Raw genomic sequence first — 22,045 nt, 5'->3', positions numbered from 1 at the left:
ACCTGGTGGGACCGGCCCGGGGGCCACGGGGGCGCCCCGAGCCGGCCCTGAGGGTCAGGACGCCGGCAGCTCGCCGCGGACCGTACGGGCCGCGGACACGAGGTTCTCCAGCGAGACGCGGGTCTCCGGCCAGCCACGGGTCTTGAGCCCGCAGTCCGGATTGACCCACAGCCGGCCGGCCGGGATCGCCTTCAGTCCGGTGCGCAGCAGCTCGGCGGCCTCATCGGCGCTCGGAACACGGGGCGAGTGGATGTCGTACACGCCGGGTCCCGCTTCACGCGGGTATCCGTGGTCCGCCAGCTCGTGGGCGACCTGCATGTGGGAGCGTGCGGCCTCCAGGCTGATGACGTCGGCGTCGAGGTCGTCGATGGCCTGGACGATGTCACCGAACTCGGCATAGCACATATGGGTGTGGATCTGGGTGTCCGGTCGCACCCCGCCGGTGGTGAGCCGGAACGACTCCGTCGCCCAGGCGAGATACTCCTGGTGGTCGGCGGCGCGCAGCGGCAGTGTCTCGCGCAGTGCGGGCTCGTCCACCTGGATGACCGAAGTCCCCGCGGCCTCCAGATCGTTCACCTCGTCCCGGAGAGCGAGCGCGACCTGGCGGGCGGTGTCCCCGAGAGGCTGGTCGTCGCGGACGAAGGACCAGGCGAGCATGGTGACAGGCCCGGTGAGCATGCCCTTGACCGGACGGTCGGTGAGCGACTGGGCATACGTCGTCCAGCCCACCGTCATCGGCTCGGGGCGGGAGATGTCGCCCGCCAGTACCGGAGGACGGACATAGCGGGTGCCGTAGGACTGGACCCAGCCGTGCTGGGTGGCGAGGTACCCGGTCAGCCGCTCCGCGAAGTACTGCACCATGTCATTGCGTTCGGCCTCGCCGTGCACCAGGACGTCCAGCCCGGTCTCCTCCTGGAAGGAGATGACCTCCTGGATCTCGGCCTTGATGCGCTCCTCGTACCCGGCCGCGTCGATACGTCCGGCGCGCAGGTCGGCCCGGGCGGTGCGCAGTTCGTCCGTCTGCGGGAACGAGCCGATGGTGGTCGTCGGCAGCAGGGGCAGCCCGAGGTGCGCACGCTGGGCAGAGGCCCGTTCGCTGTACGGCTGCGAGCGGCGGGCGTCGCCCTCGGTCACCGCGGCTGTCCTGGTGCGGACAGCGGGGTCCCGGGTGACCGGGGAGTGCGTGCGGGAGGCAAGGTCGGCCCGGTTGGCGGCGAGTTCGGCGGTGATGGCGCCGGTGCCCCGGGTGATTCCCCGGGCCAGAGTCACGACTTCGGCGGTCTTCTGCCGGGCGAAGGCCAGCCAGCGCAGGAGCTGCGGGTCGATGTCGCGTTCGGCCGTGGTGTCCAGGGGGACGTGCAGCAGGGAGCAGGAGGGCGCCACGTCGACGCGTCCGGCGAGCCCGAGCAGGGTGCCGAGCGTGGAGAGCGACTTCTCCAGGTCGTTGATCCAGATGTTGCGCCCGTTGACGACCCCCGCGACCAGGCGCTTGCCGGGAAGCCCGCCGACCGCGGCCAGAGCGTCCAGATTCGCGGCGGCGGCCTCGGTGAAGTCCAGCGCGAGCCCGTCCACCGGTGCCTTGGCGAGGACGGGAAGGGCTTCGCCCAGCCGGCCGAAGTAGGAGGCGACCAGCAGCTTGGGCCGGTCGGCGAGCGTGCCCAGCAGCTGGTAGGCGCGCTCGACGGCGGCCAGTTCGGCCTGGCCGCGGTCCTGGACGAGTGCGGGCTCGTCGAGCTGCACCCACTCGGCGCCGGCCGCACGCAGGTCGCCGAGCACCTCGGCGTACACCGGCAGCAGGCGGTCCAGGAGCGTGAGCGTGTCGAAGTCCGCGGCGACACCCGGGGCGGGCTTGGCCAGGAGCAGATACGTCACCGGACCCACCAGGACCGGCCTGGCGGTGGCCCCCAGGGCTACCGCCTCCTTGAGCTCGGCCACCTGCTTGGCCGAGTTCGCCGTGAAGACCGTGTCCGGGCCCAGCTCCGGGACCAGATAGTGGTAGTTGGTGTCGAACCACTTGGTCATCTCCAGTGGTGCGACGTCCTGCGTGCCACGCGCCATCGCGAAGTAGCCGTCGAGCGGGTCGGCTGCGACCGCCTCGCGATGGCGTGCGGGGACGGCACCGACCATGACGGTGGTGTCCAGCACATGGTCGTAGTACGAGAAGTCCCCGGTCGGGACCTCGTCGATACCGTCGGCGCCCAGCTGCTGCCAGGTGGTACGACGTAGCTCCGCCGCGGTGGCGCGGAGGGCGTCCGCGGTGACCCGTCCCTTCCAGTAGCCCTCGACGGCCTTCTTCAGTTCCCGGTTCTGTCCCTGCCGGGGGTAGCCGTACACGGTGGACCGCGCTGCCGCGGTCGGGTGCTCGGTGGTCACGGAGATCTCCTTCGCGAGATGAATCCCTGAGATCCCGGAGACGGGACGAGAGCGCGAAGGGGTGACGTACCGGACGGGAGGCGCGCCGGACGACGCGGTGATCCGCCTGGTATGTACGCCGACCCGCCCACGAGGTCACCGGGATGGTCCGCGCACGGTTCGTCCGCGCGCGGGCAGATGGCAGGTCTTCGGACTCGCGGGCACGCCCTCAAGGAGGACACCTAATGGCCGTCGCTTCCCAGGCCCGGTACGTCGGACCCAGTGCGTATGACGGCGGTCGTTCCCGCTCACCGCTGCGGGGCAGTCCCGGAATTCCACCGGGTTCCCTCTTGCGACGCATCCCGTCTGGCGGACGGGGCGAACCAGCTGCACCCGCCAGCCTACGGGTCCGTCCGGGCGTCCGGTGCGCCAGGTCCAGCATGCGGATGGCCGGGGCGGCGGCCCACGGTGGCCCCGGCGTCGCGTGCCCAGACACGCTGAAGGGCCCGGTGGTCGATCACCGTGATGCCCTCCCGTTCCACGGCCTCACGGGCCTCGGGTGACGTGAGGAAGTCGTGGTCGGCACGGCGCACCCGCCATCCGCTGTCGACGGTTGTCGCCTCACGGTCGCCGAGACCGGGATGCACGGCCCATTCGCTGAGACCGATCGGCAGCGCCTGGAGCAGTCGGGCATACCGTGCCGCCTTGTCCTCGGTCGCCAGGGAGAAGCTGTCCAGGAAGTCGTGGTCGACGACGGGCAGCCCCCGCCGCCGCATCGCCCGAAGGCCCGGCTCCAGCCATACGCGGACGGCGAGGCCGTACTCCCGGGCCAGTTCCACGGTCAGGTCCAGGATGTCGTCGCGGCCTCCGTCGGCCAGGCAGTGGAAGTCCAGATGGGTGGGCGTGAGCCCCTTCTCGGTCACGGCGTCCAGCTGCGCGCGGAACTCGGTCTCGACCTCGTCGGGCCGGGCACGGCCGAGTAGGGCGGTCCGTCCTGCCGGCGTCGGCGCGAAGAAGTTGCCCGCGGGGTCGAGCAGCGAGGGCACCTTGTCCTTCGCGGCCAGGGGACCCCACGGGTGCCCGGGCATCTCACACACCAGGGTGAGATGGATCCCGAACGGGACGTCCGGCCGTCGCCGCAGCAGCCGTACGGCGTCCTGCGCCGCTGGACACACGGTCATGAGGCTGCACGACCCCGCGATCCCCTGCTCGATCGATTCGATCACCGCGGTGTTGATCGCGGGATACATGCCGAAGTCGTCGCAGTTGACGATCAACAGGCGGGCGTCCGGCGGGAACCCGAGCACGCGGTTCCACCGCGCCGAAGGGTTCACACCGGAAGATCCGACAGCTTCTTGGTCCATGCCCGCAGTCTGCTCCCCACCCCGACGGTCGCGCACATGGTTGTGGACCCGCAGGAACCCACTCTCCTCCGAGCCAAGGGTGAGTCGAAGCGCTTCAATACGGCCAACTCACACGCCCGCACAGGTTGTCGAAGGTCCGCCCCGCTCGCTTGACACCCACCTGCACGACTGCCATCTTCGAAGCGCTTCAACGATCATGCCCTGCGACTCGGGGCCTGACCCGAGGACGGTCCAGGTGCTCTTCGACAATCCCGTGATACCCGGCTTCAGTCCGGATCCGAGTGTCTGCCGCGTGGGCGAGGACTACTACGTGGCGACGTCCAGCTTCGAGTACGTCCCCGGGGTCCCGCTGTGGCACAGCAGGGATCTCGTGCACTGGCGGCTGATCGGACATGCCCTTGACCGCCCTTCGCGGTTGGCGCTGGCCGACACGGCTCCGTCCTCCTGCGGGGTGTACGCGCCCACGCTGCGCCACCATGACGGCCGTTTCTGGATGATCACGACCGTGGTGGCAGGCGCGGGCACCGTCCTGGCGACCGCAGAGGACCCCGCAGGCCCGTGGTCGGAGCCCGTGCCGGTCGGCATCCCGGGCATCGACCCCGATCTGGCCTGGGACGACGAGGGCAACTGCTGGTGCGTGTTCTCCCACGACGGCATCCGTGGGGTGCGCATCGAGCCGGAGACGGGTGAACTGCTCGGTGAGCCGGTGGACATGTGGTCGGGGAGCGGGCTCCAGTATCCCGAGGGGCCGCACCTCTACCGGATCGGCGACTGGTGGTATCTGCTCCTGTCGGAGGGCGGGACGGAACGCGGGCACGCGATGTCGGTGGCCAGGGCGCGGACGCTGCCGGGTCCCTTCGAACCACACCCGGACAACCCCGTGCTGTCCCACCGCAGTACAGGCCACCCCGTGCAGAACACCGGTCACGGGGATCTGGTGGAGGCCCACGACGGAACATGGTGGATGGTCCTGCTGGGCACCAGGCCCCGTGGTGACACGCCCGGATACCACGGCCTGGGCCGGGAGACGTTCCTGGCGCCGGTGCGCTGGGTGGACGAGTGGCCCCTGCCCGGCCCGCTGGAGCTGCGTGCCGAGGCTCCGGCGCTGCCCCCGCGCCCCTGGCCCGAGGAGCCGTACCGGGACGACTTCGACTCCGCGGTACTCGCGCCCTGCTGGGTGTCGCCACGCAGGCAGGACCCGGGCGCCGTACGCCTCGACGAGCGCCCCGGACATCTGGTGCTGCACGCCCGCGCGGACAGCCTGGACCGGCCGGGCGCCCTGTTCGTCGGGAGGCGCCAGCGTGATCCGGACTGCAGCGCGCGGGTGCTGGCCGACCCTGGTGAAGGAGGCAGGGGCGGGATGGCCGTACGGCTCGACGAGGCCCACCACTACGAGGTGGAGGCCGAGGGCGGCAGGGTGCGTGCGGTCGCGCGCATAGGTCCGTTGCGTCGGACCGTGGCCGAACGGACGGTACCCACCGGCCCCTTGGTCCTGCGGATCGATGTGACCACAACAGATGTACTGCCGCCCACCGTCGTCGTGCGTCCCGAGGGTGACGGCACCGTGGAGGCCTCCGGCCTCCGGGTCGGCGGCCCCGACACCCTGCGCATGGGGTACGAGACTGCCGACGGGGACTTCGAGGTACTCGCCGAACTCGACGGGCGCTACCTCACCACCGAGGTCGCGGGGGGTTTCACCGGCCGGGTGGTCGGCATGTACGCGACCCGTGGCGCCCCGGCCTTCGACTGGTTCGACCTGCGGCCCGCCTGACGGAGCGCCACCGGCGCCGGACAGGCCTCAGGACGAGGCCGGCCGCAGGTGGGCCTCGGCCCACTCGTCGAAGGAGGTGAGGGGGATGCCGAGCTCCCGCGCGAATTCCGGGCGGGCGGGCTGGGGGTGCTCGTTCATGCCCGACTGGCCGAAGCCCATGTCGGGCATCCCCGCGGCGGTCGCCTCCTCCGCTGTCATGTCGGGAGCTGTCAGCTCGACACCGAGACGGCGCGAGAGGACCGCGGCGATGTCCGTCATGGGCAGGCAGTCGCTCGCCAGCTCCAGCTCGACCTCGTGGAAACGCTCCGGTGCGGCGACGGCGGCGGCCGCCGCCCTGCCGATGTCGTCGACGGCGACGAGGGACAGCCGGGTCGTGGGCTTCAGCAGGGTCACCAGGCCGCCCTCCACCCCGCGGGGAAACACGATCTCCTTGGAGGGGAGAAGGTTCTCCATGAAGTAGCCGGGCTTGATGAGCGTCCAGTGCGTGAAGCCCGCCTCGCGTACCCGGTCCTGGACCCCGGCCTTCGCGGTGTAGTAGGGCTCCATCCAGCTCCAGCGGTCCTTGACCCAGCTGGTGTGCTGCCCGGCGCCCGAGACGGATGTGTGGACGAACTGAGGCACGCCGGCGGCCCGTGCGCTCTCGATCAGGCGGATGGCCTGGTCGAGCTCGCCTTCGAAGCCGCGGCCGTCCAGATCGGGCATCTGGACGGAGAAGACGGCTCGGGCTCCTTCGGCGGCCCGGGTCAGGGAGTCACGGTCGTCCAGGTCGCCGGCGACCAGCTCGGCGCCGAGCGCCTCGACGGCCTTCGCCCGGGCGCCGGCCGGGTCACGGACCAGCGCCCGGACCGGCACCCCCTTCGCGAGCAGGGCCCGGGCGGTGGCGCCGCCCTGCTGGCCGGTGGAGCCGACGACCAGGACAGGCTTGGAATCTGAAGTCATGGTGTTCCTCGGGCAGGTGTCGCTCTGATAAGCGGCGGGGCCCGCCGCTTATGTTCGGTTACGATACGGAGGGCCCCGCCACTTAGCAAGCCCAGGAGATGACAGATGACCGCCCAGCGTGCGGACGCCCGGCGCAACTACGCGCGCATCCTCGCCGTGGCCGAGGAGGAGGTCGCCGCGCACGGCGCCGAGGCATCCCTGGAGCAGATCGCCCGGGTCGCCGGAGTCGGATCGGCCACCGTGCGCCGGCACTTCCCCAACCGGGGCGCCCTGCTCCAAGCCGTGTTCAGCGAGCGGATCGAGGCCCTGCGCACCCGTGCCGATGAGCTGGCCGACGCCCCCGACGCCAGGTCCGCCCTCCTCGACTGGCTGAGCGCGCTCACCTCCTACGCCACCTCGGCACGAGGCCTGGCCGACACGCTGACCCACGCGGAGACGGAGGGCCCGGACTATGTGAACGCCTGCTCGGCCAAGCTGACCGGCGCGGCCGCCCCCCTGCTGCGGCGCGCCGCCGAGGCCGGCGTGGTGGCACCGGACGTGACCATCACCGACCTGATCACACTCGTCACGGGCATCGCGCTGGCCACGGAGCACCACCCCGACCCCGCCGCCGAGGCGGACCGGCTGCTCGCCCTGACCGTGCGGGGCATCTGTCCGCCGTCCGGGTGAACTCCGCTCCGACCAGGCAGGTCGCCGGGCAGGCATAGGGGGATCAACGGCCCTGCGCCGTGGTCACCGCCCGGAACGAGGAGCGCGCATGAGGACCGTGTCCGGCCCCACGGACCACGTGGTGGTGGTCGGCGCCGGCCTGTCCGGCCTCGCCGCCACCCTCCATCTGCTCGGCGCGGGCCGCCGGGTGACCGTCGTCGAGCGGGACGCCGCACCCGGAGGCCGTGCGGGGCGGCTGGAACTCGGCGGCTACCGCGTGGACACGGGGCCGACGGTCCTGACCATGCCCCACCTGGCCGACGAGGCCTTCGCCGCCGTCGGCGACAGCCTTTACCGGCGGGTGGAGCTGGTCGGCCTGCACCCGGCCTACCGTGCCCGCTTCGCGGACGGCAGCCGGCTGGACGTACACACGGACGGCGACGTCATGGAGGCCGAGGTCCGCCGGTTCGCCGGGGCCACGGAGGCCGAGGGGTACCGGCGGCTGCGCCACTGGCTGGAGCGGATGTACCGGGCGCAGATGCGCCGCTTCATCGACACCAACTTCGACTCGCCCTTCCAGCTCGTGCACCCCGACCTCGCCCGGCTGGCGGCCCTGGGCGGCTTCGGCCGGCTCGACCCGCAGATCGGCAGATTCCTGTCCGACCCGCGGCTGCGCCGGGTGTTCTCCTTCCAGTCGCTGTACGCGGGAGTCGCCCCGGCCCGTGCGCTCGCCGCCTACGCCGTCATCGCCTACATGGACACGGTCGCGGGCGTCTGGTTCCCGAAGGGCGGCATGTACGCGCTGCCCCGGGCCATGGCGGACGCGGCGGCCGACGCCGGAGGAGAGTTCCGCTGGTCGGCCGAGGCGACCCGGCTCGAGACCACCGCCGGGCGGGTGCGAGCCGTCCGGCTGGCTTCGGGGGAGCGCATCGCCTGCGACGCGGTCGTCCTGACACCGGATCTGCCCGTCGCCCACCGGCTCCTGGGCCGGGCACCGCGACGTCCCGTGCGACTGCGGCACGCGCCGTCGGCCGTAGTCCTGCACGCCGGCACGGACCGCACCTGGCCCGACCTCGCGCACCACACCCTCTCCTTCGGCGCCGCCTGGGAACGCACCTTCGACGAACTCACCCGGACAGGCCGAGTCATGAGCGACCCCTCACTGCTGATCACCCGGCCGACGACCCACGATCCGACGCTGGCCCCCGAAGGCAGACACCTGCACTACGTACTCGCCCCGTGCCCCAACACCGCGACCGGCCCATCGGCGGGCACCTGGCGCGGTCTCGGCCCGCGCTACCGCGACCGGCTGCTGGCCGAGCTGGAGCGCCGGGGGCTCGACGGATTCGAGGCATCCGTCGACCGGGAGCTGCTGGTCACCCCGGTGGACTGGACGGCCGACGGCCACGCGGCCGGCACTCCGTTCTCCGTGTCCCACACCTTCGCGCAGACCGGTCCCTTCCGGCCACGCAACCTCGTCCGCGGATACGACAACGTCGTCCTCGCCGGATGCGGAACCACACCAGGGGTGGGCGTCCCGACCGTACTCGTGAGCGGCAAGCTCGCCGCCGCCCGCATCACAGGCAGTCCGGGCGCGACAGGCGCGCACCGCCGTACCCCCGTCCTCGAAGGGCACAGCCGATGAACACCCGTGAGCTGGACGCAGCCGGGATCACCGGGCCCGTTCTGCGCGCCGCCTACGCCCGGTGCCGACAGCTGAACGCGCAGCACGGCCGCACGTACTTCCTCGCCACGCGGCTGCTCCCGGTCGAACGACGCTGCGCCGTGCACGCGCTCTACGGCTTCGCCCGGTGGGCGGACGACATCGTGGACGACCTGGACCGCAGGCAGCCCCCCGCGGAACGCGACCGTCTGCTGCGTCTGCTGGAGAGCGACCTGGCCCATGGCCTGCGTACGGGAGACGCCGAGGAGCCGGTGGTCAGGGCCGTCGCCGACACCGCGGAGCGCTATGCCATCGACCACAGCCTGTTCGCCGACTTCCTGGCGTCCATGCGCAGCGACCTGACGGTCACCGACTATCCGACGTACGCGGATCTGCGGGTCTACATGCACGGTTCGGCAGCGGTGATCGGGCTCCAGATGCTGCCCGTACTCGGGACGGTCGTGGCCCGCGAGGAGGCGGCACCGCACGCCGCCGCGCTCGGCGTGGCGTTCCAGCTCACCAACTTCCTGCGCGACGTGGGCGAGGACCTGGACCGGGGGCGCGTCTACCTGCCCGCCGACCTGCTCGGAGCCCATGGCGTCGACCGCTCCCTGCTCGAATGGAGCCGCCGCACCGGACGGCACGACCCGCGTCTCCTGGCGGCCTTCGCCGACGCCGACCGGCTCGTGCGGACCGTGTACCGCGAGGCGGAGCCGGGCATCGCCCTGCTGGAACCACGGGTACGGCCGTGCATCCGTACGGCGTTCGTCCTGTACCGGGCGATCCTCGACACGATCGCCGCCGACGGCTACCGGGTGCTGCACCGGCGCTCCGTGGTGCCGCGCCGACGGCGCGCCGTCACCGCCGCCGGCGGACTCGTACGGATCCTGGGAGCACGGATGCGGACCCGGCCGCCCGCGTCGACACAGGAGGCGGTCGCCGGAGCGAAGGGCACACCGCGATGAACGGACGGCGCTCGACGAGGACGTGGACATCACCCCTGCGGGTGCGGCGAGCCCCCCGCTGGGAACGGCAGGCGCCGACCTGGCGCGAGGCGCAGCCCACCGTGATCGCCGAAGCGCTGAAGCGGTCGGCCGCCAGGCCGTCGGGCAACTGGTACGTCGTCGGCGCCTCCCGGGACATCGGCGTACGGGAACGCCCCTACGGCCGGACCGTCGCCGGGGTGGAAGTCGTCCTGTGGCGCTCCGACGACGGATCCCTGCGCGCGGGACCGGGGGAGTGCCCACACCTGGGAGCCCCGCTGCGCGACAGCCGGGTGGTGTGCGGGACGCTCCTGTGCCACTGGCACGGACTGGCCCTGGACGGCGGTCCGTTCGCCGGGTGGGAACCGTACCCGGTGTACGACGACGGGGTGCTGGTCTGGGTCAGGCTGGACCGGGCAGGGGGCGAGAGCCCGCTGGAGCGCCCGGCCGCCACGGAGAGGCCCGTGCGGGGCGACGCGGTGGACGCCGTGTTCACGGCCGTGGGCCGGTGCGAACCGGAGGACGTGGTCGCCAACCGGCTCGACCCCTGGCACGGCTCCTGGTTCCACCCGTACGCGTTCGTCGGCCTGACGGTGACGGGCACCCCGCGGGACGGCGAGGACGACGCGTTCGCCGTCGATGTCTCCTTCAAGGTCGCCGGCCGACTCGTGGTGCCGGTGCGTGCGGTGTTCACCGCGCCTGGCCCGCGCACGGTGGTCATGCGCATCACCGACGGTGAGGGCGCCGGATCGGTGGTGGAGACCCACGCGACGCCGCTCACCAGGCCCGGTGCGAGCGCCCCGACGACCGCCGTCGTCGAGGCCGTCGTCGCGGCATCGGACCGGCGGGGATTCGCCCTGGCCCGTCTCGTCGCGCCCGCCCTGCGCCCCCTGATGCGCCGGACGGCGGGCCGGCTCTGGCGCGACGACCTGGCGTACGCCGAGCGTCGCTGGTGGCTGCGGAGCACCGGGCGCTTCCCCGGCTGAACATCAGCGCAGGGCGGCCCCGCCTGCGAGGGCGCGCAGCACACGGGAGCGCCCGGCGCGCGGAACGGTCCAGAGCACCTGCCCCCGGATCCCCCAGTCGGCGAGGAGCGCGTTGGCGGCCAGGAAGCCCGAGGTCGCCGCGCGCTCCATCAGCGCGACGGGGAGGCCGGTGCGGACCAGGTCACCCGCCAGCACGACGCGAGGGTGAGGCGTGCGCACGGGGGGCCGACGGTGGTAGCCGCCCACGGGGAAGGCAGGACAGTCGGCGCGCCACTCGTGACGGGCGTCGACGATCCGGGCGTCCGTCGTCTCGGGGTAGACCTCGTGCAGCCGGTCGAGCATCCGGCGCTGGACCTCCTTCGGCTCGGCTGCCCCGTCGACGGCGTAGGCGTGCAGTTCGACGACGGAGCCTCCCGTCCGCGCGGCCCAGCGGGCCGACTCGCCCTCCCAGCGGTCCAGCACACTGACGTTGTCGAGACCGTCGAAACCACTGGTGCCGAGAAACCCCGCACGGTCCGCGCGTACGGGTCGGTCGAGCCACAGCCGGGACACCAGGAACGGTGGCGCCGTGCGCAGGGCCGCGATGTCCGCGCGCCACGAGGCGGACCCCAACCGGCCCGAGGCGCCCACGACCTGGCGCAGACCGTGGGTGTCCAGGGCGAGGACCACGGCATCGTGATGGTCGTCGGCCCCGTCGGTCTGCACGACCAGCTCTCCGTCGGAGTCCGGGCGGACGCGCCGGACCGGGGTACCGGTGCGCACCTCGGCGCCCAGGTGCCGCAGATAGCCGGCCAGGGGCTCCCAGAGGGCCTGGGGAAACGGCTCGCGCGGCACGTCGAAGAGGAGCCCCTCCGACGAACCCAGGAAGTAGATGTGGAACATCAGCAGCAGCTCGGCGGCGGACAGCTCGCGCGGGTCGGCGAAGAAGCTGCGGGAGAACACCTCGAAGGCCAGATGGTGGGCCGCTGCGGGGAAGTTGATCCGGTGCAGGATGTCGGCGGCGCTGACCCCGTCGAACCGCTCGTACACCTCGGGCACCCGCACGTCGAGCAGCGGCAGCGCCTCACGGGGGTTCATCGAAGCGAGGTCGCGCCAGCCGAACGAAGGGCTGAGCGCCACGAATCCGAGGGCACTCCACGGCGGGGTCCTCGGCACCCGGGCGAAACTGTCCGCCATGCCGTCGCGGTGCCGCAGCGGATAGTCCGGCAGCGGAGTCAGCGCCGCGAGCCCGGGGTCCGTACGGCGCAGCAGTCCGCGCAGGTTGTAGTACTGGCGGAAGAACGCGTGGAAGCCGCGGCTCATCGTCGCCCCTGACCCGTCGGCGAGACGGACGGGCCTGCCGGCGAGGCGGCCACCGAGGGCGTCGCCCTGTTCGTACAGCGTCACGCGGACCCCGCGTTCGGCGAGCCCGGTCGCCGCGGCGAGGCCCGCGATGCCACCGCCGATCACCGCGGCCGAAGGGGCATCGCCGGTGAAGCGCTCGCGCCCCGCCCGTGGCAGGAGCACCTCGGCCCGGCGGTCGCGTCCGTGCCTGGCGGGGTCGGGACGCCGGATCATCACAGGCTCTCTTCTGTCAGGCCGCCGGCCCGGCGGGGGAGGAAGGGGAGTTCGGCCGCTGTGCGGAGCATCGGACCCACGGGCGTACGCAGACCGATCCCGAACTCCTCCCACGGCGTGCTCCCGCCGTCGAGGAAACGCAGCAGCCGCTCCATGGGGACGCGGCGGAAGAGATCGGTGAAGAAGCGCGGCCCGTCCACACGCCCCGTGTCGAGAGCACGGAGCAGCACGGCGTCCATGGCGAGCGCCCTGCGTCCGTGCGGCGGGGGCACCACGCCCGGCGACCCGCGGTGCAGCGCGGTGGCGATGGCCCGGCTCTGACGCTGCACAGCGGCGAAGGTGTAGCCGGTCGCCGGCCGGGTGGCGCCTCCGGCGGCCCCGATACGGAAGACGGCGCGGCCCGTCCGGCGGGCGAAGCGCGCGTCGGTCATCGGGATGACACCCTGCTCGGCCGACTCCACGGTGAACCGGCCGAGCCGTAGGACGCCCTCGGTGTACTGCCGCAGGGCGGCCTCGTACGCGTCTGTCGTGAGCGGGGCACGGGAGAACTCGGTGTACTCCACCAGCGCCCGGTCCGGTGCGAGCGGCAGAACATAGCCGAACGCCAGCCCATGACGGGGCTGCGGGACCCGGAAGTCCATGAGGTCCGCGACGCCGGGCTCGAAGCGGGGGACGGCGGTGCGCACGTACCAGCCCCTGAAGTGCTGAAGCAGCAGCGTGTGGTGCGGTGGTACGACACGCACGGGCCGTGAGTCGAAGACGTGTCTGCCGCGCAGGGTGAGCGGACGGCCGCCGGCCGTCGTACAGCGCACTTCCGCGCCGTACGGTGCGTCGCGCACCTCGTGGGCCGTGGCACGCAGGACGCGGGCCGTCGGGGAGGCGGACAGCCCTGAGAGAACCAGCCGTTCGAAGGCGGCTGAGCGCACCATGCGGTAGTGCAGGGGCGCCGGCCCCGACTCGATGACCGCGCCGTCCGGGCCCCGCACCCGCAGCCGCTCCCAGGAGGCGACGACAGCCTCGTCGAACTCGCCGGTACCCGCCTCCCAGTAGCACCAGGTGCGCTCGGCCGGGCGCAGCGGTCCGTGGGGGGCCTCGACCAGGGTCACCCCCGTACCGGTCCTGGTGAGCCAGTGGGCCAGGCAGAGTCCGGCGGCGCCGCCACCCAGGACCAGGGCATCGGACAGCGGCGGGTGCGGTCCGTTCGTCATCGCTGTCCCTCGGCTCGGACGCCGTCGTCCCCTACGGCTGACAGATTGTCAACCCGATCACGTTACGGGCGCCGAAGCCAGGAGCCGCCACGGGGAGTGCCTCTTCGTGTGACCCGTCTGCGCGTGATCGGCTCGGGCGGCACGGTGCTGCTCAGGCCGTCAGATGCCGCAGAAGCGTGCCCATCGCACGGTGTACCGCGTCGCGTGACGCGTCGGTCCGGTCGATCGTCTCGAACCCGTGGTGACCGTCCGGCACGTCGACCACCTCGATGTTCGCACCGCACCGCCGTGCGGCCGCCAGGAACTCCTCGACGGTGGCCGCGATCTCGTTCGCCTCCAGCCCGGCCCGTACCAGGACGAGCGGCAGGGATCCCGCCCCGGTGACCGCGTCCGCGGGATGGAACCGGCTGTCGAACCGCCCCCAGTTCGGCAGGGGAGCCATGATGGGGTAGTCGGCCGCCAGACAACGCAGCCACGCCGGGGGCTTCGCCAGCCAGTCAGCGGTGAGCGGGCCGCTGCCGGAGAAGAACCACAGAGCGACCCGGTCCGCGTCCACCCGTGGATCGGCCCTGACCCGTCGTACCGTGTCGGCCACATCGTCGGCTGCCCGCTCGTAGTCGGTCAGCGCGTGCAGACGGTGGTCAAGGGTCACCCCCACGACACCGTGGTCCGCGGCGTAACGGGCGTATCCCGTAAGGGTCGGCCAGTCACGGGGGGTGGGGCGGGCTCCCGGCGGCACGGGGCCGCCGTGGACGAACACCACCGCGGGGCGGGGTCCATGGACGTCCTGCGGCAGGTACAGGTCCATGGTGTCCGTCCGCTCGCACGGCACCTCGGGCATGTCCAGCAGGAACGGCCGCAGGTGTGGCGCCGGCCGGGCGGCGTCCACCGGGGTCAGACGGTGCCCTTCGCCCGCCGCTGCTTTCAGCAGTGTCACCGCCAGCGCGGTGGTGCCGGACAGCATCGGCCAGTGCCCTGTGGGCAGTTCGAAGAACGTCACCCGGGGGTCGGTGAGCGGCTGGAGGCCGGGTTCACCGAGATTCACCTGGGCCTGGACCATGGCGATGCTCGCTCCGTTGCCCGCGCACAGCACTCCGGCCATGGGCAGGGCGGCCGCGGCGCCGGTCAGCCTCAGGGGCTGCAGCAGCGTGGCCAGGGGCTGCGGTGAGGCGAGGGCGGTGAGCCGGTCGAGCGCCGCGTCGGGCACATCGGCGGTGCTGCCCCAGAGCTGCCACCCGTCCCGTCCCGGAGCAGGCAGCACCGAGCCCGTCCCCGGCGTCCCTTCCGCGGCGGCCCGCAGCACCTCGTCGCGCACACCCGGGTCCGGCACGGCGGCCAGAGCGGGGACACCGTCCTGGGGCAGCCCCGAGTCCAGATACACGATCCGGGCGACCGCCTCCGCCCGCCGGTCGGCGGCGCCCACCACCGGATGGATCCCGTAGTCGTGACCGACCAGTACGATCTGCCCGCCGGCCCCCTGTCCCACCGAGTCGATCACGGCGACGACATCCGCGATGTGCGTCTCCAGATCGGCCTCTGTGCCGACGGAAGGACCGGCACCGCCGAGCCCGGTCAGAGCCACCGCACGGACCTCGGCACCCGCGGACGTCAGCCGAGCGGCCGTGCCGTCCCACACATGCGGTCCTGTGAACACGCCGGACACCAGGATGAACGTGGTCATGGTCTCTCCTCGACACGTCGTCGCCGTCGCCGTCGTCGCCCACGGACCGGGCGGCTCCGGCCCTCTCGCGAGTACCGTAGGAACTCCCCCTGAGGGAGGTTCAAGTGTTCCAGTCGTACGACGGGCTGTGCGGCATCGGCGAGCTCGCCGAACGGGCGGGAGTGACCGTCAAGACGGTCCGTTTCTACTCCGACAACGGTCTGCTGCCCGAGGCCTCCCGCAGCGCGGGCGGTCACCGCAGGTACGGCCCCGACTCCCTCGAGCGGCTGCGGATGATCCGCTCCCTGCGCACCATGGACCTGCCCGTCCCCACGGTGCGCCGCATCCTGGACGAGGACGACACCGCTGGTCGTGCGGGCGGCGCCCTGGAGGACGCCGTCGCGGGACAGCTGCGCACACTCGGCTCGCAGCTGAGGGCGCTGCGTTGGAGAGAGGCGGCACTCCGCTCCGTACAGGAGAGCCCGGCGGCCGAACGCGCGGGCCGGCTGCGTCTGATCGGCACGGTGGCCGCACCGCCGAGCACCGCGCCGCTGGCCCGGTTCTGGCGCGGCTGGCTGCCGCCGAGGATGCCCGCAGGGGCTGTCACCGCCTTCCTGGAGGTAGCGGTCCCTCAGCCGCCGGATGACCCCGAGCCCGGCCAGGTGCTCGCGTTCGCCGGGCTGTGCGCCATGGTGACCGGCCCCTGCGACGGGGACGAGCCGACCCAGCCCCACGCGCACCGGACCGCGGGGGCCCGTGCGTCGGCCGTGCTGTACGCGGGCCTGGCCGAGGCGTACGACCTGGCGGGCATCGAGATGCGCCAGGACCGGGGGCCGGGCCCGGGGGATGCGCTGGACGGGTTCGTGGACGCGTACGCGAGCGCCCGGAACACCGCCGACACCCCGGACTTCCGCCGGGCCCTCGCACAGCGGCTCGCGGCCGATCCGCGCATCGACCGGTACTGGGAGCTGACGGCCGAGCTGGTCAGCCCGCCGGGCGGCCGCCCCGAGCCGACGCCGGGAACCGCGCACGACTGGCTTCTCGCCGCCCTGGAATCCCAGTCGGTACCGCGCTGACGGCGCGGTACCGCCGCCCGGCCGAGGGGCGAGCCCGGCACGACCGGGCGATACGTCCCCAGGACGCGACCGGGCGAGAAGTCCCGGGACACGACCGACCGGGAAGTCCTAGGATGCGTCCATGCCGGACAACGCACAGCCCCGTCCCGAGCCGTTCACCCGGCAGACCTCTCCCGCCGCCCTCGCGGACCTGCGCGCGCGGCTGCGCGCGACGCGCTGGCCGGACGCACCCGAGGACGCCGGCTGGTCGCTGGGGACCGATCTGGACTATCTGCGTGAGCTCGTCGCCTACTGGGCGGACGGATTCGACTGGACCGCGCAGGAGGCGGCGCTCGCCCAACTTCCCCGGTTCCGCGTTCCGCTGGGCGGCCTGGGAGTCCACTTCGTCCACGCCCGGGCCGTCGCGCCTGCCGGACCGGTCCTGCCACTCGTGCTCAGCCATGGATGGCCGGACTCGTTCTGGCGCTACTCGAAGGTCGTCCCGCTCCTCACCGACCCGGGCGCGCACGGTGGGGATCCCGCCGACGCGTTCGACGTGGTCGTGCCCGACAATCCGGGCTTCGGATTCTCCGACCGGCCTGCCGGCCCGCCCCTCGACTCGATCGCCGTCGCGGGCCTGTGGGCCGAACTCATGACCGTCCTCGGCTACCGGCGGTTCGGTGCGTCGGGTGGGGACGTCGGCAGCCATGTGAGCCGCTATCTGGGTCTCGACCATCCCGACCGTGTCGTGGCCGTCCACCGCACCGACGGCGGCCTGCCGGTCTTCACCGGCGACCCGGCGGACCTCGCGCCCGAGGAAAGGGCATGGATGGAGGAGGTGGCGGCCTGGAGCGGTACGGAGGGGGCCTACGCCTCGATCCACCGGACGAAGCCCCAGACGGCCGCCTTCGGACTCAACGACTCACCGGTCGGGCTCGCGGCATGGATCGTGGAGAAGCTCAGGTCCTGGAGCGATTGCGGCGGCGACATCGAGCGGAGCTTCACCAAGGACGAGATCCTCACGAACGTCATGCTCTACTGGCTGACCGGCACGATCGGGTCGTCCATGCGCATGTACCGGGCGAACGCGGCCATCCCGCCCGCCCAGCTCACCCGTCGGGTCGAGGTGCCCTCGGGTTTCTCGATCTTCTCCGGCGACGTCGTCCGCCCGCCGAGGGCCTGGCTGGAGCGCACGACGAACATGGTGCGCATGACCGAGCCCCCGCGCGGCGGGCACTTCGCGCCGTTCGAGGAGCCCGAGCTGTACGCGGAGGAGCTCCGCGCCTTCTTCCGCCCCTACCGGACGGCAGGCGTCTGACAGCGAGGCGGGCAGGCGAGCTCGGATCGGGGCGGTCGAGAGCGACGAGGCCGTAGGTGGCGACGGGATGTCGAGTGGATCGGCCCCGGTGGACGCGCGGAGACGGTAAATTCGAACAATGAGCTCCTCCACTGAGTCCGTACCTCGCCCGCCGACGGGTGGCGGCCGACTCCTCGCGGTCAGCGACCTCCATGTGGGCATCGCCGACAACCGCCCCGTCGCCGACCGGCTGCACCCGTCATCCGACGAGGACTGGCTCATCGTCGCCGGGGACGTGGCCGAACAGGCGGAAGAGGTCGAACGCGCGCTGGAAGTGCTCGTCGACCGTTTCGCGCATGTGGTGTGGACCCCCGGGAACCACGAACTGTGGACGGTCGACAAGGACCCCGTACGGCTGCGTGGCCATGCGCGCTACGAGCACCTCGTCCAGGTGTGCCGCGAGCTCGGCGTGTCCACCCCGGAGGACCCCTACCCGCTCTGGCAGGGACCCGAAGGGCCCGTGGCCGTGGCCCCCGTGTTCCTTCTGTACGACTACTCCTTCAGGGCTCCGGGAACGTCGACGAAGGAGGAGTCCTTGGCCCGCGCCCACGAGGCGGGTGTCGTCTGCACCGACGAGTACCTGCTGCACCCGGACCCGTACGAGACCCGGGACGACTGGTGCCGGGCAAGGGTGGCACTGACCGAGCAGCGGCTGGCCGCGCACGATCCGGACGTACCGCTCGTCATCGCCGGGCACTGGCCCCTCGTCCGTGAACCCACCTCCGTGATGTGGTACCCGGAGTTCGCCCAGTGGTGCGGCACCGAACTCACCGCCGACTGGCACCGTCGCTTCAACGTCGCAGCCGTCGTCTACGGACACCTCCACATCCCCCGGACGACCTGGTACGACGGCGTTCGCTTCGAAGAGGTCTCGATCGGCTACCCGAGGGAATGGCGTAAACGGGGCCATCCGCGGGGGCTGTTGCGGCAGATCCTCCCGTACGCGGGGGAGCGGGTCGCGGAGCAGGTTCCGGCAGCCGAGGGCGACGCCTCGTGATCGAACGGCTTCTCCCCGCGTACGTCGCGTGCGCGGACACCCACGACACGGACGCTCCTCCGGGCACTCTGTACCCGGAGGAAGCGCGGCTGGTGGCCGCGAGCGTGGACAAGCGCCGACATGAATTCGCGGCGGTCCGTGCGTGCGCGCGGCGGGCCATGGCTGTCCTCGGGCTGCCCCCTGCGCCCGTGTTGACCGGCCATCGCGGCGTCCCGTTGTGGCCCGACGGGACGGTCGGCAGCATGACGCACTGCGAGGGTTATCGTGCGGCCGTACTGGCAAGGGCGTCCGAGGCGCGCGGGATCGGCATCGACGCCGAGCCGAACGAACCGCTGCCGACCGGTGTGTGGGAGGCGATCTCGCTGCCTCAGGAGCGGGAGAGGGCGGCGCTCCTGAGCGCGCACAACCCGGCGGTCCACTGGGACCGGCTGCTGTTCAGCGCCAAGGAGAGCGTCTTCAAGACATGGTTCCCGCTCACCCGGATCGAACTCGACTTCGACGAGGCGGACATCAGCTTCCGTACGAGTCCCGACATCGCCACCGAAGGAACGTTCGTCGCGCGGCTCTCGCCGACGGCGCCCGGGATGCCGCGGACGTACGAGGGAGAGTGGCTGATGGACGGCGGCTTCGCGGTGACCGCGATCGTGCTCCCCGTGGCCTCCGCCGTGTGACCCCGCGCCCCTCTCCTTCACCTGTCCGCGCGGTCGGATCGACACTCCCGGTCCTGCCGTGACGTGACGGACCAGCCGATGCGGTAATGCTTCAGACGGTCGTCCACGGCCACCAGCCGCATGCCGGCCGATGCCATGACGCGGTGGGATCCGATGTTGTCCAGATCGGCGTCGCCCTTCACGGAACGGACCCCCTGGGACCTGGCGAAGGCCAGCAGCGCCCTGAGTGCCTCGGAGGCGTAACCCCGGCCGCGTGCGGAGCTGATGAGGCCGTACCCGATGGTGACCTGGCCGGCGGGATCCGGTCGGCCGTGGAACGCCACACCGCCGATCGCCAGTCCGTCCGTGCGGCGTCGGATCTCGTACGGGCCGAAGGGCTGGGGGTTGCCCGTGCTCACGCAGGCCGCCAGGAAGCGGCGGGCGCCCGACCGGTCGCCGTCGTCGGGATATCCGGGAGCCCATCGCGCACCCTCCGGAGGATGGCGGGTGTCACCGGCCTCCACGGCCGTGGCTTCCGCGGTGGTGAGTGGATGCAGTGCGAGCCGGTCGGTCATGAGGGTGCCCAGGTCCATGGAGGGGTCCATGGAGGCCTGACTACCACCGGGCGGTGGGCGGGCGCACCCTGGTTTCTGCCGACCGGCTCAGGGTAGCGACGTTACTAACATTGTTACTGTGAGGGGTAGCGACGCTATCGTTATGGTGTTAGCGTTGTTCTCGACAGGGATCGGTTCATGGAACCGCCGACAGCCTCTTTGCCACAGGAGCAATGTCATGACCGAGCACCACACCACGCCCGCTCGCAGGGTCGCGCTCGTGACCGGGGGTTCGCGAGGTATCGGCCGCGAGAGCGCCGAGCGGCTGGCGGCGGACGGGTTCGCGGTCGTCATCAACTACGCGGGGAACAGGACCGAGGCCGAGGCGGCGGTCGCGCATGTCGTCGCCGCGGGCGGCGAGGCCTTCGCCCACCAGGCGGATGTCGCCGACGAGGCGGCGGTCGCCGCCCTCTTCGATGCCGCCGAGGAGACCTTCGGGGGCGTCGACGTGGTCGTCCATGCCGCAGGCGTCATGGCGCTGTCGCCGCTGGTCGACCTCGACCTGGACGAGCTCGACCGGATGTACCGCACCAATATCCGGGGCACCTTCGCTGTCGACCAGCAGGCCGCGCGCCGACTGCGTGCCGGCGGAGCGATCATCAATTTCTCCACCTCGGTGCTGGGGCTGGCCATACCCGGATACACCGCTTACGCCGCCACCAAGGGGGCCGTGGAGGCGATGACGCTGATCCTCGCGCGTGAGCTGCGCGGCCGGGACATCACGGTGAACGCCGTCGCCCCAGGACCGACCGCCACCGCCTTGTTCCTGGACGGCAAGGACGAGGAGACCGTCGCGAGGATGGCCGCGCAGCCTCCCCTCGAACGGCTCGGCGCCCCGCAGGACATCGCCGAGGTCGTCTCCTTCCTCGCCGGTCCCGCCCGCTGGGTCAACGGGCAGGTGCTGCGGGCCAACGGCGGCATCATCTGACCGCCCGGGCAGTGGGACAGGCCGCGCAGGGGCGAGCGTCCTCGCTCCCGCCGCCCGGCTCGTCCCGTGCGGCACTTGATAGCGTCCCCCCGATGAGTACACGAGCGCGCATCCTCGAAGTCGCGGCCCGGCTGGTCGCCGAGTCGCCGGACGGGGACATCTCCACGCGGGCGGTGTGCGAGGCGGCGCAGGTCGGAGCACCGGCCCTCTACCGGCACTTCGGGGACAAGGAGGGCCTGCTGTCGGCTGTCGTGGACCACGGCTTCGACGCCTACCTGGCGACCAAGCGGGAGCGGGGCGAGACCGGCGACCCCGTCGAGGACCTCCGTAACGGCTGGGACAGTCACGTCGAGTTCGCTCTTCGGAACCCGAATCTGTACCGGCTGATGAACTCCCCGGCGATGAGGACGCCGCCGGCGGCCGCCCTCGAGTCGCACCGCATCCTGACGCGGGACCTGGAGCGGGCGGCCGAGCAGGGGAAGCTACGTGTGGCGCCCGAGGTGGCCGCCCAGATGATCATGTCGGCCACGACGGGGGTCGCACTGATGCTGGTCTCCCGGCCCGCGACCTTCTCGGACGCCGGAGTCTCGCCGCGCGTGCGCGACGCACTGCACGCGGCGGTCTTCACTCCGGATGTGCGCGTGAGCGAGCCGGTGGACACCGGAGTCCCGACGGCGGCGGCCCGCCTGGGAGCCCTGTTGCGCCGGTCGCACGGCACGGGCCTCAGTACGGCTGAAGCGGCGCTGATGACGGAATGGCTCGACCGGGTGTCGAACACCGAAGGCTGAGCCTGCCGGAGGGGTGGCCCCGGGATCCAGGGCCACCTGTCCGGATCATGCCGGGCTCACGGGGCATGCGTGACCTGGCCTGTTTCTGTCACCCGTCGTTCTTCTGCCCCTGCGCCTGCTTTTCCTTCCGCTCCTGCGTCCCTTCCTGCGCGAGGAGCGCGGGCCCAAGGTCCTCGGTCATGGCCTGCGCCATCCGCAGATGCGGGGCCGCCTCCGCCTGCCGGCCCTGGCGCTCGAGGGTGCGCCCGAGCATCAGCCGCGCATAATCCTCGACAGGGCTGCGCTCCAGCACCTCACGCAGCTCCGCCTCGGCCTTGGCGAGCCTGGCCGAGTGGTAGTAGGCACGCGCCAGCAGCAGCCGGGGCGCCACCTGCTCCGGCGCCTCCTGCACCAGCCCGCCGAGGATCCGCGCCGCGGTCAGGTATTCCTTCGCCTCGAAGAACAGCTGCGCCCGGTCCCAGCGATCGGCGGGCGTACCGAACTCGTAGTAGGTGTCGTCCACTTCTCCTCCTTCGCGGGAGTCTT

The 22,045-nt window shown here is 72.1% G+C and carries 19 protein-coding genes and 1 riboswitch; of the genes, 11 read left to right on the top strand and 8 right to left on the bottom strand.

Annotated features, from left to right (window positions below; translation table 11 throughout):
* Positions 1-54: 54 nt before the first annotated feature.
* Positions 55-2,373, bottom strand: coding sequence for a 5-methyltetrahydropteroyltriglutamate--homocysteine S-methyltransferase (gene metE / locus OG623_RS01015; protein WP_406143395.1), 2,319 nt, complete (start codon positions 2,371-2,373; stop codon positions 55-57).
* Positions 2,374-2,548: 175 nt separating this feature from the next.
* Positions 2,549-2,740: riboswitch (cobalamin riboswitch) on the bottom strand.
* Positions 2,741-2,753: 13 nt separating this feature from the next.
* A complete protein-coding gene (locus tag OG623_RS01010; RefSeq protein ID WP_406143394.1) occupies positions 2,754-3,716 on the bottom strand; it encodes a polysaccharide deacetylase family protein in 963 nt (320 codons plus the stop codon).
* 196 nt (positions 3,717-3,912) lie between these two features.
* On the opposite strand from OG623_RS01010, the gene OG623_RS01005 reads away from it, so the two are divergent.
* Positions 3,913-5,487: a glycoside hydrolase family 43 protein gene (locus tag OG623_RS01005; protein WP_406143392.1), complete on the top strand. Its 1,575-nt coding sequence runs from the start codon at positions 3,913-3,915 to the stop codon at positions 5,485-5,487.
* 27 nt (positions 5,488-5,514) lie between these two features.
* Here OG623_RS01005 and OG623_RS01000 read toward each other — a convergent pair whose 3' ends face one another.
* Positions 5,515-6,426, bottom strand: a complete 912-nt coding sequence (locus tag OG623_RS01000) for an NmrA/HSCARG family protein (RefSeq protein WP_406143390.1) — start codon at positions 6,424-6,426, stop codon at positions 5,515-5,517.
* 105 nt (positions 6,427-6,531) lie between these two features.
* Between OG623_RS01000 and OG623_RS00995 the strand changes: the two genes are divergently transcribed.
* The 4 genes from OG623_RS00995 (at position 6,532) to OG623_RS00980 (ending at position 10,706) form a co-directional block, all read left to right on the top strand.
* Positions 6,532-7,095 carry a TetR/AcrR family transcriptional regulator gene (locus OG623_RS00995; protein WP_406143389.1) on the top strand — a complete coding sequence of 188 codons (564 nt, stop codon included), beginning with the start codon at positions 6,532-6,534 and terminating at the stop codon, positions 7,093-7,095.
* Positions 7,096-7,183: 88 nt separating this feature from the next.
* A complete protein-coding gene (crtI, locus tag OG623_RS00990; RefSeq protein ID WP_406143388.1) occupies positions 7,184-8,719 on the top strand; it encodes a phytoene desaturase family protein in 1,536 nt (511 codons plus the stop codon).
* Positions 8,716-9,702 (top strand): phytoene/squalene synthase family protein, encoded by a 987-nt coding sequence (locus tag OG623_RS00985; protein ID WP_406143387.1) that lies wholly within the window; start codon positions 8,716-8,718, stop codon positions 9,700-9,702. The genes crtI and OG623_RS00985 overlap by 4 nt, the downstream gene beginning before the upstream one ends.
* Positions 9,699-10,706, top strand: coding sequence for a DUF5914 domain-containing protein (locus OG623_RS00980; protein ID WP_406143385.1), 1,008 nt, complete (start codon positions 9,699-9,701; stop codon positions 10,704-10,706). Before OG623_RS00985 ends, OG623_RS00980 begins: the two co-directional genes overlap by 4 nt.
* 3 nt (positions 10,707-10,709) lie before the next feature.
* Here OG623_RS00980 and OG623_RS00975 read toward each other — a convergent pair whose 3' ends face one another.
* The 3 genes from OG623_RS00975 to OG623_RS00965 form a co-directional block, all read right to left on the bottom strand.
* A complete protein-coding gene (locus OG623_RS00975; protein ID WP_406143384.1) occupies positions 10,710-12,263 on the bottom strand; it encodes an FAD-dependent oxidoreductase in 1,554 nt (517 codons plus the stop codon).
* Entirely contained in the window at positions 12,263-13,471 is a 1,209-nt protein-coding gene (locus OG623_RS00970; protein WP_406143383.1) for a lycopene cyclase family protein, read from the bottom strand. Before OG623_RS00970 ends, OG623_RS00975 begins: the two co-directional genes overlap by 1 nt.
* A 151-nt stretch (positions 13,472-13,622) precedes the next feature.
* The gene (locus OG623_RS00965) at positions 13,623-15,152 is read right to left on the bottom strand and encodes an alpha/beta hydrolase (protein ID WP_406143381.1); all 1,530 of its coding nucleotides are present in this window, start codon (positions 15,150-15,152) and stop codon (positions 13,623-13,625) included.
* A gap of 104 nt (positions 15,153-15,256) precedes the next feature.
* Between OG623_RS00965 and OG623_RS00960 the strand changes: the two genes are divergently transcribed.
* The 4 genes from OG623_RS00960 (at position 15,257) to OG623_RS00945 (ending at position 19,211) form a co-directional block, all read left to right on the top strand.
* A complete protein-coding gene (locus OG623_RS00960; protein WP_406143379.1) occupies positions 15,257-16,207 on the top strand; it encodes a MerR family transcriptional regulator in 951 nt (316 codons plus the stop codon).
* 121 nt (positions 16,208-16,328) lie between these two features.
* A complete protein-coding gene (locus OG623_RS00955) occupies positions 16,329-17,504 on the top strand; it encodes an epoxide hydrolase family protein (RefSeq protein ID WP_406143377.1) in 1,176 nt (391 codons plus the stop codon).
* A gap of 118 nt (positions 17,505-17,622) precedes the next feature.
* Positions 17,623-18,540, top strand: a complete 918-nt coding sequence (locus OG623_RS00950) for a metallophosphoesterase family protein (protein WP_406143375.1) — start codon at positions 17,623-17,625, stop codon at positions 18,538-18,540.
* Positions 18,537-19,211, top strand: coding sequence for a 4'-phosphopantetheinyl transferase (locus OG623_RS00945; RefSeq protein ID WP_406143373.1), 675 nt, complete (start codon positions 18,537-18,539; stop codon positions 19,209-19,211). The genes OG623_RS00950 and OG623_RS00945 overlap by 4 nt, the downstream gene beginning before the upstream one ends.
* Positions 19,212-19,228: 17 nt before the next feature.
* Here OG623_RS00945 and OG623_RS00940 read toward each other — a convergent pair whose 3' ends face one another.
* A complete protein-coding gene (locus tag OG623_RS00940) occupies positions 19,229-19,795 on the bottom strand; it encodes a GNAT family N-acetyltransferase (RefSeq protein ID WP_406143371.1) in 567 nt (188 codons plus the stop codon).
* Positions 19,796-19,982: 187 nt separating this feature from the next.
* On the opposite strand from OG623_RS00940, the gene OG623_RS00935 reads away from it, so the two are divergent.
* Together OG623_RS00935 and OG623_RS00930 are read left to right on the top strand one after the other, a co-directional pair.
* Positions 19,983-20,732, top strand: coding sequence for an SDR family oxidoreductase (locus tag OG623_RS00935; protein WP_406143369.1), 750 nt, complete (start codon positions 19,983-19,985; stop codon positions 20,730-20,732).
* Positions 20,733-20,824: 92 nt separating this feature from the next.
* Positions 20,825-21,520: a TetR/AcrR family transcriptional regulator gene (locus tag OG623_RS00930; protein WP_406143367.1), complete on the top strand. Its 696-nt coding sequence runs from the start codon at positions 20,825-20,827 to the stop codon at positions 21,518-21,520.
* Positions 21,521-21,608: 88 nt separating this feature from the next.
* Here the strand turns inward: OG623_RS00930 and OG623_RS00925 are convergent, their stop codons facing one another.
* Positions 21,609-22,022, bottom strand: coding sequence for a tetratricopeptide repeat protein (locus OG623_RS00925; protein ID WP_406143365.1), 414 nt, complete (start codon positions 22,020-22,022; stop codon positions 21,609-21,611).
* Between the last annotated feature and the right edge of the window lie 23 nt (positions 22,023-22,045).

Origin of the sequence: Streptomyces sp. NBC_01012, assembly GCF_045162755.1 — a bacterium.
Classification (GTDB): domain Bacteria; phylum Actinomycetota; class Actinomycetes; order Streptomycetales; family Streptomycetaceae; genus Streptomyces.
Note: the sequence above shows the minus strand (reverse complement) of the source record. Positions and strands in the feature narration are given on the sequence as shown.

Coding starts and splice junctions, on each gene's coding strand:
- OG623_RS00980 (WP_406143385.1), top strand. CDS start 9,699: ATGAACGGACGGCGCTCGACGAGGACGTGGACATCACCCCTGCGGGTG.
- OG623_RS00955 (WP_406143377.1), top strand. CDS start 16,329: ATGCCGGACAACGCACAGCCCCGTCCCGAGCCGTTCACCCGGCAGACC.
- OG623_RS00975 (WP_406143384.1), bottom strand. CDS start 12,263: ATGATCCGGCGTCCCGACCCCGCCAGGCACGGACGCGACCGCCGGGCC.
- OG623_RS00995 (WP_406143389.1), top strand. CDS start 6,532: ATGACCGCCCAGCGTGCGGACGCCCGGCGCAACTACGCGCGCATCCTC.
- crtI (WP_406143388.1), top strand. CDS start 7,184: ATGAGGACCGTGTCCGGCCCCACGGACCACGTGGTGGTGGTCGGCGCC.
- OG623_RS01005 (WP_406143392.1), top strand. CDS start 3,913: ATGCCCTGCGACTCGGGGCCTGACCCGAGGACGGTCCAGGTGCTCTTC.
- OG623_RS00930 (WP_406143367.1), top strand. CDS start 20,825: ATGAGTACACGAGCGCGCATCCTCGAAGTCGCGGCCCGGCTGGTCGCC.
- OG623_RS00940 (WP_406143371.1), bottom strand. CDS start 19,795: ATGGACCCCTCCATGGACCTGGGCACCCTCATGACCGACCGGCTCGCA.
- OG623_RS01010 (WP_406143394.1), bottom strand. CDS start 3,716: ATGGACCAAGAAGCTGTCGGATCTTCCGGTGTGAACCCTTCGGCGCGG.
- OG623_RS00985 (WP_406143387.1), top strand. CDS start 8,716: ATGAACACCCGTGAGCTGGACGCAGCCGGGATCACCGGGCCCGTTCTG.
- OG623_RS00965 (WP_406143381.1), bottom strand. CDS start 15,152: ATGACCACGTTCATCCTGGTGTCCGGCGTGTTCACAGGACCGCATGTG.
- OG623_RS00935 (WP_406143369.1), top strand. CDS start 19,983: ATGACCGAGCACCACACCACGCCCGCTCGCAGGGTCGCGCTCGTGACC.
- OG623_RS00970 (WP_406143383.1), bottom strand. CDS start 13,471: ATGACGAACGGACCGCACCCGCCGCTGTCCGATGCCCTGGTCCTGGGT.
- OG623_RS00950 (WP_406143375.1), top strand. CDS start 17,623: ATGAGCTCCTCCACTGAGTCCGTACCTCGCCCGCCGACGGGTGGCGGC.
- OG623_RS01000 (WP_406143390.1), bottom strand. CDS start 6,426: ATGACTTCAGATTCCAAGCCTGTCCTGGTCGTCGGCTCCACCGGCCAG.